General features: G+C 43.9%; 15 protein-coding genes. 1 reads left to right on the top strand and 14 read right to left on the bottom strand.

Going from position 1 to position 14,615, the window contains the following annotated elements; genetic code table 11:
* Positions 1 to 25 precede the first annotated feature (25 nt).
* Positions 26 to 667, bottom strand: coding sequence for a tetratricopeptide repeat protein (locus Q7V21_RS03865; protein WP_304916013.1), 642 nt, complete (start codon positions 665 to 667; stop codon positions 26 to 28).
* Positions 668 to 961: 294 nt separating this feature from the next.
* On the opposite strand from Q7V21_RS03865, the gene Q7V21_RS03860 reads away from it, so the two are divergent.
* Complete coding sequence (locus Q7V21_RS03860; RefSeq protein ID WP_304916012.1) at positions 962 to 2,146, top strand: ammonium transporter; 1,185 nt, start codon at positions 962 to 964, stop codon at positions 2,144 to 2,146.
* Between the two features lie 33 nt (positions 2,147 to 2,179).
* Here the strand turns inward: Q7V21_RS03860 and lpxA are convergent, their stop codons facing one another.
* The 13 genes from lpxA to rpsB all read right to left on the bottom strand — a co-directional run bounded on the left by lpxA (position 2,180) and on the right by rpsB (position 14,509).
* Complete coding sequence (lpxA, locus tag Q7V21_RS03855) at positions 2,180 to 2,950, bottom strand: acyl-ACP--UDP-N-acetylglucosamine O-acyltransferase (RefSeq protein ID WP_304916011.1); 771 nt, start codon at positions 2,948 to 2,950, stop codon at positions 2,180 to 2,182.
* Positions 2,947 to 3,396: a 3-hydroxyacyl-ACP dehydratase FabZ gene (gene fabZ / locus Q7V21_RS03850; protein WP_292361516.1), complete on the bottom strand. Its 450-nt coding sequence runs from the start codon at positions 3,394 to 3,396 to the stop codon at positions 2,947 to 2,949. Before fabZ ends, lpxA begins: the two co-directional genes overlap by 4 nt.
* A gap of 99 nt (positions 3,397 to 3,495) precedes the next feature.
* Positions 3,496 to 4,512 carry a UDP-3-O-(3-hydroxymyristoyl)glucosamine N-acyltransferase gene (gene lpxD / locus Q7V21_RS03845; RefSeq protein WP_304916010.1) on the bottom strand — a complete coding sequence of 339 codons (1,017 nt, stop codon included), beginning with the start codon at positions 4,510 to 4,512 and terminating at the stop codon, positions 3,496 to 3,498.
* Positions 4,513 to 4,522: 10 nt separating this feature from the next.
* Positions 4,523 to 5,023, bottom strand: coding sequence for an OmpH family outer membrane protein (locus tag Q7V21_RS03840; protein WP_304916009.1), 501 nt, complete (start codon positions 5,021 to 5,023; stop codon positions 4,523 to 4,525).
* A gap of 21 nt (positions 5,024 to 5,044) precedes the next feature.
* Positions 5,045 to 7,321, bottom strand: coding sequence for an outer membrane protein assembly factor BamA (gene bamA / locus Q7V21_RS03835; protein WP_304916008.1), 2,277 nt, complete (start codon positions 7,319 to 7,321; stop codon positions 5,045 to 5,047).
* 56 nt (positions 7,322 to 7,377) lie between these two features.
* Positions 7,378 to 8,715: an RIP metalloprotease RseP gene (gene rseP, locus Q7V21_RS03830; RefSeq protein WP_304916007.1), complete on the bottom strand. Its 1,338-nt coding sequence runs from the start codon at positions 8,713 to 8,715 to the stop codon at positions 7,378 to 7,380.
* Positions 8,703 to 9,893, bottom strand: a complete 1,191-nt coding sequence (gene ispC, locus Q7V21_RS03825) for a 1-deoxy-D-xylulose-5-phosphate reductoisomerase (protein ID WP_304916006.1) — start codon at positions 9,891 to 9,893, stop codon at positions 8,703 to 8,705. Before ispC ends, rseP begins: the two co-directional genes overlap by 13 nt.
* Positions 9,893 to 10,717: a phosphatidate cytidylyltransferase gene (locus Q7V21_RS03820; RefSeq protein ID WP_304916005.1), complete on the bottom strand. Its 825-nt coding sequence runs from the start codon at positions 10,715 to 10,717 to the stop codon at positions 9,893 to 9,895. Before Q7V21_RS03820 ends, ispC begins: the two co-directional genes overlap by 1 nt.
* Positions 10,710 to 11,453, bottom strand: coding sequence for an isoprenyl transferase (locus Q7V21_RS03815; RefSeq protein WP_304916004.1), 744 nt, complete (start codon positions 11,451 to 11,453; stop codon positions 10,710 to 10,712). The genes Q7V21_RS03820 and Q7V21_RS03815 overlap by 8 nt, the downstream gene beginning before the upstream one ends.
* A gap of 23 nt (positions 11,454 to 11,476) precedes the next feature.
* Complete coding sequence (frr, locus tag Q7V21_RS03810) at positions 11,477 to 12,034, bottom strand: ribosome recycling factor (RefSeq protein ID WP_304916003.1); 558 nt, start codon at positions 12,032 to 12,034, stop codon at positions 11,477 to 11,479.
* Between the two features lie 8 nt (positions 12,035 to 12,042).
* Entirely contained in the window at positions 12,043 to 12,768 is a 726-nt protein-coding gene (gene pyrH / locus Q7V21_RS03805) for a UMP kinase (RefSeq protein ID WP_304916002.1), read from the bottom strand.
* Between the two features lie 3 nt (positions 12,769 to 12,771).
* Complete coding sequence (gene tsf, locus Q7V21_RS03800) at positions 12,772 to 13,653, bottom strand: translation elongation factor Ts (protein ID WP_304916001.1); 882 nt, start codon at positions 13,651 to 13,653, stop codon at positions 12,772 to 12,774.
* Positions 13,654 to 13,756: 103 nt separating this feature from the next.
* Entirely contained in the window at positions 13,757 to 14,509 is a 753-nt protein-coding gene (rpsB, locus tag Q7V21_RS03795) for a 30S ribosomal protein S2 (RefSeq protein ID WP_304916000.1), read from the bottom strand.
* Between the last annotated feature and the right edge of the window lie 106 nt (positions 14,510 to 14,615).

Below are 14,615 nucleotides of genomic sequence, written 5' to 3'. Positions count from 1 at the left end.
CCCGATAAACAAGTTTTTTAGTAAATTAGCCTTCATTGATAACTGCCGCATCATCTCGTTTCATTTCTAATAAAATCTTACGGGGATCATCAACATCCATGCTGGAAATAGCATTACGGTAGGCTTTAAAGGCATCTGCTTTATTCTCTTGTACAAGATGAATGTCACCTTCAAGCTCCGCAAACAATGAGGTAAAACCTTCTGATGCGGGTTGCTGAGCCAACTGCATGGCCTGCTCATATTCGCCTTGATCCATCAAAACACGAACCATGCGAAGTCTGGCTAAATCCTTTTGGCCGGAGAGTTTTGCTTTATCCGCAGTCCATTTCAGATATTCCAATGCAGAAGCGGCTTGATCATTACGGACTTGTTCGGCGGCGAGTTCAATTGCAGCAAATGCGGCATAAGGCGTTTTGGAATGTGATTGCATCAATTCCTGCGTCAAATCTTCAGCAGCAGTCAAATTCGCTTCGCCAATATTGAACTGGACTTGCTGATACATAGCGGCGGCTTGTTCAGTCTTGGCTTGTTGGAAATTTATCCAGTATCTGCCACCAAAAATAACAGCTCCACCTAAAATCACACCGGTGACAACAGAGCGGCCGTTTTCACGCCACCAATTTTTTATCGCTTCGCCTTTTTCATCATCCGATGCGTAGATATCCATCGTTTACTCCTTGCATACAGCAATTAAGGATAGTTAAGCCATCACTGTTTTATAAGTGAATTAAAGTGCCAGATTATACGTGTTTATCCACGGATTGTGCTAACCGGCTCATGCACCATGCATCTGCACCATATAGGTTCATAGAAAACATAAAATGCACTATAAAGGTTCAATTAATGGGTATTTACAGCTTATCAAAAATGATAGCTGTTTGATTTATATGGATAAGTCTGATTTGGTGCAAGAATTGCTATTTTGGTGCTTGCTCAAATCTAATTATAAGGAAAACCCATTGTGCAAAACGCAAGCGACGTACTTTTTATTTTAATAGGCGCCATTATGGTGCTGGCCATGCATGCTGGCTTTGCTTTTCTTGAAGTCGGTACTGTACGCAAGAAAAATCAAGTCAATGCCTTAGTCAAAATCATTACCGATTTTGGTGTATCCACCATAGCCTACTTTTTTATTGGTTATAGCATTGCTTATGGCCTGAATTTCTTTCAACCATCGCCCTTATTAGCTGAGAATAACGGCTATGCTTTGGTAAAGTTCTTCTTTTTATTAACATTTGCGGCGGCAATACCTGCCATCGTGTCAGGTGGTATCGCTGAACGTGCTAAGTTCAATCCACAATTAATCGCCACGTTTTTAATAGCCGGATTTGTCTATCCATTGTTCGAGGGAATTAGTTGGAACGGTTTATTTGGAATTCAGAATTGGCTGGAAAACCAATTCGGTGCCGGATTTCATGATTTCGCGGGCTCTATTGTGGTTCATGCTGTTGGTGGATGGATAGCCTTGGCAGCCGTCCTGTTATTAGGGCCGCGTCATGGTCGCTATGGTAAACAAGGTGAAATTTATGCTCATCCACCATCAAATATCCCTTTTTTAGCGCTGGGAGCATGGATCCTGACGGTCGGCTGGTTTGGTTTTAATGTGATGTCGGCACAAGAAATTGAAGGAATCAGTGGTTTAGTAGCGATTAATTCGCTGATGGCCATGGTGGGTGGAACACTGGCAGCTTGTTTGATCGGGCGTAATGATCCGGGCTTTGTTCATAACGGCCCGCTTGCCGGATTAGTCGCTATTTGTGCTGGCTCAGACATAATGCATCCACTTGGTGCGTTGATTACGGGATCATTAGCTGGTGGTTTATTTGTCATCACGTTCACCTTAGCTCAGAACAAATGGAAAATTGATGATGTATTAGGTGTATGGCCACTTCATGGCCTGTGTGGGGTATGGGGAGCGATTGCTGCGGGTATCTTCGGCCAGATAGCGCTCGGTGGTATGGGTGGTGTTAGTCTCGCATCTCAATTTATTGGGGCAGCAATTGGCGTCAGCATTGCTTTTGGTGGTGGTCTGATCGTTTATGGTGGCTTAAAAGCCGTTATAGGCTTGAGACTAACTGCAGAAGAAGAGTTTAATGGTGCAGATTTGAGCATTCATCGTATCAGCTCAACGCCTGCTAACGACTAGACTTGTTGGTAACGGTAAATCATCCGGTAATCACTACCGGATGATTCCGCCCTGTTGTTTGTCCAGAAAATCAATAAAGATAGCTAATTCTGCTGCTTCTTGCTGGATATCCTTTAATCGTTCACGTGCCTGTTCCATGCGTAAGCCTGAACGGTAAACCAGTTTATATGCCTGTCGAATATTTCGAATTTGAGTATCTGTAAAAGAACGTCTACGTAAACCTTCTACATTAATACCTACTGGTTCGGCCATATGGCCAGAAACCAGTACATAAGGCGGTACATTTCTTGAAATGACACTGCCCATGGCACTGAAACAATGTGAACCAAGGTGGTTGAACTGGCTAACCAGAGTGAACCCGCCCAAAATAACCTGCTGGTCAACAATCACATGGCCGGCAAGCGAAGCATTATTAGCAAAGATATTATCGTCACCAATAATACAATCGTGAGCGATATGCACATAGGCCATGATCCAGTTATTACTGCCAACCTTGGTAATGCCACCACCTTGCACCGTGCCACGGTTAATGGTGACAGATTCACGGATCAGGTTATTGTCACCGATCTCCAATAGCGTCGGTTCACCATGATATTTCTTATCCTGTGGCTCTTCGCCTATCGACGAGAATTGAAATATACGGTTATTTCGACCAATTTTAGTAGGTCCATTGATGACGACATGCGAAGCGATTTGTGTACCTGAAGCAATTTCAACATCCGCTCCGATAATACTGTATGCACCGATAGTAACGTCATCAGCAATTTTAGCGCTGGGATCAATTAAAGCAGTTTGATGTATCACGAAGGCATTTCTTGGTTAACACACATAATATCAGCACTGACAACGACCTCGCCGTCAACAGTCGCCTGACCGTAAAACTTCCATAAATTACGTTTATTTTTAATTAGCTTCACTTCGAGCCGTAACTGGTCACCTGGCTCAACTGGCTTTTTGAAGCGAGCATTATCGATACCAGCAAGATAATACAATGCCTCATCTGAACGAATTTGATCGGCTGTTTTAAACGCCAATAATCCCGTAGCCTGCGCTAATGCTTCAAGTATCAAAACGCCCGGCATAATAACGCGCTGCGGGAAGTGCCCGGTAAAGTGGGGTTCGTTGAAACTGACATTTTTAATTCCAACCAGATGTTCACCTGGAGTAAATTCAATCACCCTATCAATTAACAGAAATGGGTATCGGTGTGGTAGTAAGCGTTGAATCTCATGTATGTCAATGGTGTTCAATCTGATTATCCTTTAGGATTTATATTTTTGCGTGCAGTAATCTTACGTTGAGACACTGTTGCGGTAAAGCCGAGTCTACAAGACCCACAATGAAACCGTTCATTGATTCAACTTGGCTTCTAATTGTTTTAATTTGTCGTTTAATTTATCTAGCTGTCTATAGCGAACAACATTTCTATGCCATTCCCTGGTGGGCTCTACCGGAATTCCTGAAGAGTAAGTCCCAGCGGCCATAATAGACTTGGTCACCATACTCATCCCCGTTAATTGAACACCATCAGTGATTTCAATATGACCAGCGATTCCTGTTCCACCGCCAATAGCACAATGTGAACCAATACGGGTGCTGCCGGATATGCCGACACAGCCAGCAATCACTGTATGCTCACCAATAAAAACGTTGTGACCAATTTGAATCTGATTATCCAGCTTTACGCCATTACTGATAATGGTGTCATCAATCGCACCACGATCAATCGTCGTATTCGCACCAATTTCCACATCATCACCGATAATAACTTTGCCTACCTGCGGAATCTTTAACCAATTACCATTATCGTTGGCAATGCCAAAACCATCTGCACCTATTACGACACCGGGATGAATCCGAACTCGTTGCCCAATGATAACTTTTCGGCACAATGTCACATTTGACATCAACCGGCTATCAGCACCAATTTTGACATCATTTTCGATGATACAGCCCGGCCCAATCACAACATTGTCACCAATCTGCACATTTGCCCCAATAAATACCTGAGCAGCGATCCTGGCAGACATGGCAATAGTACAATTGTCACCAATTACCACGCTGGAATGGATACCGGTATCAGGTACTTCTTCAGGGTATAGCAAGGAAGCTGCTTTAGCATACGCAACATACGTATCATCAATGACCAATGCATTGGTTGTCACTTCAGCCAAATCGGCAGGTGACACAATCACACAACCGGCTGAAGTGGATTTAAGATATTGACGGTACTTGGTATTGGCTAAAAAGCTGATGTCGGTATCCTTTGCGTTTTGCAAAGTACCGACACCGGTTATCTCTTTGTCCGCGTTACCTACCAGCTGCGCACCAATTTCAGATGCTATTTTTGCTAAGGTCCAGACCACGCAAAGACTCTTATTTCGCTTTCAATCTTTCCAGCACTTTAGCTGTCAAATCTGCCCGTTCACTGGCAAAAATAACGCCTTGATAAAGCACCAAGTCATAAGATTCTTTTTTAGCAAGTTCCACGATAGTTTCTGCGATTTCTTCTTCTAACTTACGCAACTCTTCGTTACGACGTATAGATAAGTCTTCGCTATATTCATCTTGCAAACGTTTCAATTCACGTTGATCGTTAATAATTTTACGTTCCTGAGCTTGACGTTCGTCATTGCCTAACACGGCCGCATCACGATTTAATTTATCTTGAGCTGCACGTACTTCCTTGAGCTTATTTTCGAGTGATTTGCTGCGAGTTGAAAATTCTTTTTCCAATCTGGCTAATGCACGTTCTTTCTGTGGAGACTGATCTAATACAACACTGGCGTTAACAACGCCGATTTTCATTTCAGCTGCATAAACGGGGCTGACCATTAAAGATGCCAATAACAGGCCAACAATCTTGATGTTTTTCACTCTTAACTCCGATAGTTAAATTTAAAATGTCGATCCCAAAGAAAACTGGAATACTTCTGTTTCATCATCTGGCTGATCACGGAACGGAGCAGCAATACTAAACGACATTGCGCCAAATGGTGAAATCCAAATTGCTGATAAACCGGCAGAATATCGCAGCAAATCAGCATCAAAGCTTTCATCGACATCATATACGTTACCCACATCCACGAATGTGCTCAAGCGGAAAGAGCGTAAAGCTTTTTTCATGAATGGGATGGGGAAAATAACTTCTGCTCCACCTGTAACCATTAGATTACCACCAAGTGGACGGTCGTCTTCTCTAACACCCAAAGTATTGGCTCTATAACCACGCACACTTCGAATACCGCCAGCGTAAAAGTTCTGGAAGAATGGAAATTGTTCCGTGCCACCATAAGCTTTACCGTAACCAAGATCTGCTTTCAAAGCAAAGGTGAAGGTATCATTTAAAGGTGTATACCAGTTGTTACGGTAACGCAGTTTATAGTATTCCAAGTTGCCAATAGGTGTTGCCACCTCGGCAGAGATACTTTGTGACATACCTCTTGTTGGCAGGATCGCATTATTGCGCGTATCACTTGACCAACCAACAGTTACAGGAAACGTATGAAATGAATCACCTTCTTTATCGATAAAGTCATCATAGCGAGTGATTACATTGTTACTTGGCAGATCCAATTGGGTGTTCTCATAACCAAACGCAAGGTTGATCCGGTTATTCTCTGAAATCGGTATACCAAAGTTAATATCACCACCAAAAACGTCAGTGGTATAGCTGGCGATGTTCGCCTCAAACGCATCGGTTTCACGATAGAAAAGGTTAAAGCCCTGACTGACCCCATCTACCGTGGCAAATGGATTGGTATAACCAAAGCTATAAACAGTATTCACTCGGCTATTATTAAAACCGAAGCTTACATGTTTACCACTACCAAAGAAGTTTCTTTGGGTAACGTTAGCATTAAAGATAATACCGTCAGATTGCGAATAACCGATACCAGCAGACAAACTACCGGAAGCCATTTCCGTTACATTGAAATCAAGATCAACCTGATCAGAAGTACCTGCCACAGGCAGTGTTTCGACATTCACATCTTCAAAATAGCCTAAACGTGCAATTCGCTCACGTGAACGCTCAACCTGACCGGTTGATATCCATGCTGATTCCTGTTGACGCATTTCCTGACGCAATACTTCGTCACGGGTTTTACTGTTACCGGAAATATTGATGCGCCTTACATAGGCACGACGACCTGGGTCAACAAAGAAAGTAAGATTAACTTCACGGGTAGCACGATCGATATCAGGAACCGCGTTGACGTTAGCAAAAGCATAACCGTCATTACCAAGGCGATCAGTGAGTCTTTCAGAGCTCGAAGTAATCGCTTTTCTGGAAAACACAGAATTTTTACGAATGGTGACCAGATTAAATAATTCTTCTTCAGGTACGATAAGGTTACCAGCTAATCTTACTTCATTGATTTTGTAGCGTTCACCTTCAGAAATATTGATGGTGATAAACATCTGCTTTTTATCATCTGAAATGGTTACCTGTGTTGACTCAACAGTAAAATCAACATAACCGCGATCCAGATAAAAGGAGCGAAGTGATTCAAGATCGGCCGATAATTTCTGACGAGAATATTGATTGTCTTTGGTTAACGATGATAACCAGCCACCGGTTGTTGATTCAAATTCACTGAGCAGCTCTGCATCATCATAAGAATTGTTACCGACAATATTGATTTCACCAATAGTGGCGACCACACCTTCTGCCATATTGATGCGGACCGCTACACGGTTGCGCGATAAAGGTGTGACCTCAGAATCAATCGTCACACCGTACTTACCACGACTGAAATATTGACGTTGCAATTCCAGCTCAACCCTTTCCAGCATAGCTTGCTCAAACACCTGACCTTCTGCAAAGCCAATCTGGCGCAATGATTTAGTCAGTTCATCACTATCCAAATCCTTGTTACCGACAAATTCAATACTGGAAATCGCTGGACGCTCGCTGACTTTGATAACTAACACGCCGTCGTCGCGCTCAACCTGAACATCATTGAAGTATTTTGATTTAAATAAGGAGCGAATAATGCCTCTGACATCATTATCTGTCAGTTCGTCGCCGACCCTGACAGGCAAGAAGTTAAAAACCGTGCCCGCAGAAATCCTTTGTAACCCCTCAACCCGGATATCTTTGATGATAAATTCCTCGGCCCAAGCTGCGGAGGATAACCAGATGAGCGTCAATGCTGTGATGATTTGTTTCATTGTTATTTTACAGTCAGTCAGCCGAAGAAATCGTAAGTGTACCTGCAATGTGAGCATTAGCCAATGAGTCGAACGATGTCATTTGTAAAAGCGAATACCATTAGCAGCAAAATCAAAAATAATCCTATTTTTTGTCCTTGAATTTGAACGGATTCTGGTAAAGGTTTACCGCGCACCCACTCAAAAAAATACATCAGTAAATGACCACCATCAAGAACAGGAACAGGTAATAAATTCAAAATACCTAAACTGATACTGATCATTGCTAAAAAACTGATAAAGGCAACCAGTCCTTGCTGGGCTGAATCACCAGCAAACTGAGCAATAGCAATTGGACCACCAAGGTTGTCACTAGAAACGGTACCGACCAGCATTCCCCAAAGGCCACTCAATGTGGTGACACTAAATTGCCAGGTTTGAGTGAAAGCTTGCGGAATCGCAGCCAAAGGCCCATAGCGTAATTCCGATCTTAATTCGGCTGAAATTTCATATACATCAGTGTTGACTGCCGCCCCTATTCGCCCCACACCATTGTCATCTGCGGCGGGGGTAATAACGAGTTGCTGAATCTCTCCATTGCGAAGAATTTCAACTGTCATCGGCTGTTCCGCATTACTTTGAATTAAACTGACCCAGGCCTGCCAACTTGCTAATGGCTTGCCATCAGCTGAAATTAATTCATCTCCAGCCTTTAGTCCTGCTTTTTCTGCGGGACTTTCGGCAACGATATTACCTAAAACCGGAGGCATTTCCGGTTGTACGGTTTTAATACCAATCTGCTGGAATAACGATCCTGCATCATCCAAACCAAGCTTGGGTAAAGTCAGCTGTTTATTGGTTTCGATATCAGCACTGCGCGTGGTCAGCGTGATGGTTTCACCAGACTGGGCCAATCTTAACCATTGCTGAAACAAACTATTGACGGTTGGTGTTGCTTTGCCATTGACAGCGATGATCTCTTCGCCTGCATACAATTGAGCAGCAGCGGCGGGTGAGTTCTCCGTGACTTCTGAAATAATCGGTTTAATGCCCGGCACACCGATGACCATGATCATCCAGTAGGCAAACACCGCAAATAACAGGTTGGCAATAGGGCCTGCAGAAACAATTGCTACACGGTTTCTTAAAGGCTGGCGGTTAAAGGTTTGATCGAGTTCAGCCTCTGCAACCGGCGCTTCCCTTTCGTCCAGCATTTTAACGTAACCGCCCAATGGCAAGGCTGCTATAACAAATTCAGTTCCATTTTTTAACTTTTTCGACCAGATTTTCTGCCCAAAGCCAACCGAAAACCGTAATACTTTCACCCCACAGCGACGTGCCACCCAGTAATGTCCAAACTCATGGATTACTACCAGCAAACTCAGAGCGATGATGAAAAATATCAGTGATTGCATAGAACCTGCATTTGCTGTTGAGCAACTTTTCTGGCCAGCCCATCGGCTGACAAAATTTGCTCTAATGAATCGGCAGCTGTTGATGGAACTGTATCCAACACATCAGCGATAATACGAGCAATATCAGTAAATTTAATCTGCCGCTTGAGAAATGCTTCTACAGCTACCTCATTGGCAGCATTAAGAATCGCCGTACTGGTTCCACCGGCGTTTAATGCCTGATACGCAAGAGCCAAACAGGGAAAACGCTCAAAATCCGCTGCTGCAAAATCAAGTCGCCCTGCTTTGACTAAATCCAACGCTTCGACTCCTGAATCAATGCGTTCTGGCCAAGCCAAAGTATTGGCAATCGGCGTGCGCATATCAGGATTGCCCATTTGTGCCAGAACCGATCCATCAACATAATCCACCATTGAATGAATAATACTTTGGCGATGCAATACAACTTCAATCTTATCGCTAGACACCCCGAACAACCAATGAGCTTCAATGACTTCCAGGCCTTTGTTCATCATAGTGGCGGAATCAACGGAGATTTTCTGCCCCATTGACCAATTCGGATGCGCTACAGCTTGTTCAGGTGTTACGTCTTCTAAATCGGCTATATCCCAATCCCGAAACGGTCCGCCGGATGCTGTAAGAATAATGCGACGAATACCTTTGTTCTCAAAATGATACTGCTGTTTGTCACTTACCGGCATACATTGCCAAATAGCATTATGTTCGCTATCGACTGGTAACAAAATGGCATTATTCGACTGAACTTCACGCATCAGGAGTGCGCCGCTCATCACCAGGGCTTCTTTATTTGCCAATAGAATTCGTTTACCCGCTTTGGCTGCGGCCAACGTCGGCAATAAACCAGCCGCACCGACTATTGCAGCCACTACAACATCGGTTTCTTCGGTACTGGAAATCATCTCCAACGCTTGCATGCCACTTTGTACTTTAACGGCTAATCCAGCATCACGAAGTTTAACGTCAAGCTGTGCCGCTGACTCAGGGCATAACATTACTGCAACTGTCGGCTGAAATTGTTGGCATTGCTCAAATAAAGCATCAACCGACTTATTTGCTGCAAGCGCATAAACACAATATTTATCTGGATGACGTTGTAATACGTCTAAAGTGCTGATGCCAATTGAACCGGTAGAACCAAGGATAGTAACGCGCTGCATCAAAATTGCCCTGTCAGCCACATCAGTGCAGCGAAGAATGGTACTGCCGCTAACAGACTATCCACCCGATCCAGCATTCCGCCATGACCTGGTAATAAATTCCCGCTGTCTTTTGTCTGATAGCTACGTTTAAACAGACTCTCAAACAGATCCCCACTAACCGAAATCAAACCAGTTGTCAGGCTGATAACAATCCATGTAATTATCCATAAATCCTCTGCAACTCCTAGCTGATAAGCCAGCACGCTCCAGACAGCAACCAGGATCAATGCACCAGCCAATCCCTCCAAAGTTTTATTTGGGCTGATGGCTTTTGCTAAAGCATGCTTTCCCCAACGCTTGCCAGCAAAATAGCCGCCAGTATCTGCCAGCCAGACACTGACAAGCACATAAAGCACTAACACTGGCCCATTATTAGCCAATCCATGCAGCCATACCGCGCTATAAACAAACAACAAAGCAACCAGCATGCTCAACAGATAAGTAAATACTTTATTGTGAAAACATCGTGCGAGAAAACCAGGTAAAGGTCGATGAGCAAATACAACAATAATGAGGCTGGCAAGTAACCAGAAAATCAATCCACTTAATAAAACATGTTGTATTACTGCCATGGTAAACAACACCAGCAAAACAGCAAGAAAAGACAAACTGGCCAATATTTTAGTGGGTGGCTTCATTGCTGCCATGGAAAGCCATTCCCAGATTGCCATTAAAGCGATCGCTGCCATTAAAGCGATAAAGCCAATACTGGGTAATAACAAAATTGCCAGTACAACTAATGGGATAAGCACTGCGGCAGTTATTAATCGCTGTTTAAGCATCTTCTTGCCCCGTAAGCTGCTCTGATGTTCGACCAAAACGTCGTTCGCGACTGGAAAAAGAGTCAATCGCCGTATCCAGATCCTGCGCATTAAATTCTGGCCACAACTTCTCGGTAAAATATAATTCGGTATAGGCGAGCTGCCACATCAGGAAATTACTGATGCGTTGTTCCCCACCGGTACGAATAAACAAATCCGGTTCGGGTAACTCAGCGGTGACCAGATGAGTGGCTATAAGCGTTTCATCAATTTCATCAGGTTGCAGTTCGCCGGATTTAATTTTGTCAGCAATCTGCCGAACCGATTGGGTGATATCCCAACGACCACCATAGTTAGCAGCAATGTTCAGAATCAAACCATTATTGGCAGCGGTTAATGCGGTGGCATCAGCAATTTGTTGCTGCAGTGATACCGAAAAACGGCTGATATCACCAATAATGTTCAGACGAATATTGTTTTTATGCAGACGTTTGACCTGGTTATCCAATGCATGACTGAATAACTCCATCAGTAAATTAACTTCTTTGCCCGGACGGCGCCAGTTTTCACTGCTGAAGGCAAACAGACTGAGCACTTCCACACCGGTTGCAACACAATGTTTCACGATACCTTCCACCGCTCTTACACCTGCGCGATGTCCCATAAAACGAGGTTGTAACCGTTGTTTTGCCCAGCGACCATTGCCATCCATGATGATAGCAATGTGTCTGGGAATAGAACGGCTGGAAGATTTCATCAATATGGCTAAACCAAGATGGCTTAGACCGCCATCAAATCAGTTTCTTTCTCTGCCAGCACTTCGTCAATCTGTTTGATGGTGCTATCGGTTAATTTTTGAATGGCTTCTTCTGCACCACGCTGTTCGTCTTCAGAAATCGCCTTGTCTTTCAATAAATCTTTCAGACTGCCATTTGCATCACGACGAATATTACGCACGGCAATACGAGCATTTTCAGCTTCAGATTTAGCTACTTTGACTAAATCTTTACGACGTTCTTCTGTTAACGGCGGGATTGGAATACGAATCGTCATGCCTGCACTGTTTGGGTTAACGCCCAAATCAGAAGTCATAATGGCTTTTTCGATCACTGACACCATATTTTTTTCCCATGGCGTTACCGTGATGGTTCTTGAATCTTCAATGCCGACACTAGCAACCTGACTTAATGGAACATCAGAGCCGTAATATGGCACGGTGACATGATCTAATAAACTGGTATGCGCCCGACCGGCACGAATTTTTGCCAGTGCAGTACTCAGAGCGACGACGCTTTTTTGCATCCGATCTGCTGCATCTTTTTGAATATCATTAATCATGATTTGTCCTATTTAACCAATGTACCAACATTTTTTCCATAAACAATGCCAGTGAGATTACCGTATTCATGAACATTAAATACCCGTAAAGGCATTTTTTGTTCCTGACACATCACCACTGCCGTTGTATCCATCACTGCAAGACGGTTATTAATGACTTCATCATAAGACAAAGTTTCATAACGAATAGCATTGGGATCTTTTCTTGGATCTGAATTGTATACACCATCGACCTGTGTGCCCTTAAGCATCAGTTCGGCGCCAATCTCTACTGCACGTAAACTGGCAGCTGAATCTGTGGTAAAAAATGGATTACCGGTACCTGCGGCAAAAATGACCACGCGGCCTTTTTCCAAATGACGAATAGCACGGCGACGCAGATAATCTTCACAGACTTCATGAATACGGATTGCAGACATGACACGACAGAATGTTCCATTACGTTCCAGAGCATCCTGTAGTGCCAGTGCATTTAATACGGTTGCCAACATACCCATGTGATCGGCACTGACTCTATCCATGCCGCTGGCAGCAAGACCTGCCCCACGGAAGATATTACCGCCACCTATCACTATACCGAGCTGAACACCTTGGGCATTCAGCTCAGATATTTCTTGGGCAAACCGGGAAATCACCTCGGGTTGAATGCCGTATTCGGCACTCCCCATTAAAGCCTCCCCACTCAGTTTGAGCAGAATACGCTTGTAAACTGGCTGACTTCCCGATGCTGTCATAATTTAATTTCCTCGTGCCTGAGCCATAACCTCTTCAGCAAAGTTGTCTGCTTTTTTCTCGATACCTTCACCGACTTCAAAACAGGCAAAAGCTTCAACTGTTGCACCAGCTTGTTTGACCAATTTTTCAACTGTTACATCTGGATCTTTAACAAACGCTTGGCCCAGCAGGCTGATTTCGTTAACGAACTTGCTCATACGGCCTTCGATCATTTTTTCAACAATCGCTTCTGGCTTGCCGCTTTCACGTGCTTGAGTCGCCACGATATCACGTTCTTTTTGCAATAATTCTTCTGGCAATTCAGCAGCAGAAACAGCTTGAGGGCGGCTGGCAGCAACATGCATTGCCAAATCTTTAGCCAGGCTTTCATCGCCACCGTTCAGTTGAACCAGAGTACCGATACGATCGCCATGACGGTACGCACCAATCACGCCTGCATCAGAGTTCATCAAAGTGAAACGACGAACTTGAATGTTTTCACCGATTTTTGCGATCAAGGTTTGGCGAACGGTATCAATACTTTCACCATTACTTAATGTTAATTGCATTAATGCATCTAAATCAGCAGGTTGTGCTTCAAGCACTTTCTTCGCTACGGCATCAACGAAATTAACAAAATCATCTGCTTTTGCTACGAAGTCAGTTTCTGAGTTCACTTCAAGCATTACTGCTTGTTTGTTATCAGCACTGGTTTCGATTGCAATAACGCCTTCAGCAGCAACACGATCAGATTTCTTGTCGGCTTTGGCCAGACCAGATTTACGCATCTCTTCAATCGCTACTTCGATATCACCGTTAGATTCAACCAGTGCTTTTTTGCATTCCATCATGCCGGAGCCTGTACGCTCACGCAGTTCTTTTACTAAAGCTGCAGTTATAGCCATTTTTGTAACCCTTAAAAATCAATTTTTGTGAACGGTCTTTTCCAGACCACACATACGACACAGGCCCGCTTTACAGCGAGCCTGCTTGAGTCATTAGCCGAGCTTATTCAGCTGCGGTTGGTGCATTTTCTTGTGCGACTTCAACAAACTCATCAGCTGCATCAGCAGTGGTGACAGATGCACGACCTTCCAGAATGGTATCAGCGATGTTTGCTGTATACAGACGGATAGCGCGCATTGAATCGTCGTTACCAGGGATAACGTAGTCAACACCTTCAGGATTACTGTTGGTATCAACAACCGCAATTACTGGAATGCCCAGTTTGTTGGCTTCTTGAATCGCGATGCGTTCATGATCAACGTCGATAACAAATAATGCATCAGGCAGGTTACCCATTTTCTTGATACCGCCGATGCTTTTTTCCAGTTTTTCCTGTTCGCGTGACAGGTTCAGAACTTCTTTCTTTTTCAAACCTTCTGTTTTACCAGATTCAATCATTGCTTGAATTGCTTCAAGACGTTTAATTGATTGGCGAACGGTTTGGTAGTTTGTCAGCATGCCGCCTAACCAGCGACGGTTTACGTAAGGCATGCCACAACGTTCAGCATCTTCACGGATAGCATCCTGTGCAGCACGCTTGGTGCCAACGAACAGAATACGGCCTTTTTTGGAAGCCAGTTTGCTGACGTAGTTGAGTGCATCGTTGAACATAGGCAGACTGTGCTCTAAGTTCACGATATGAATATTGTTACGCTTACCAAAAATGAAAGGACCCATTTTCGGGTTCCAGTAACGTGTTTGGTGACCGAAGTGAACGCCTGCTTCAAGCATTTGGCGCATTGTAATTTTAGCCATTTTTATACCTATATATATGGGGTTAAACCTCCACGTACCCCAGCTATCGACTGATCTGAATTTTCAGACAGCACCCCGAAAACTGTGTCGGCACGTGTGTGATTTT

The sequence above is a fragment of the Methylophaga sp. genome, from assembly GCF_030651745.1.
This window is presented reverse-complemented; position numbering and strand designations above follow the sequence as displayed.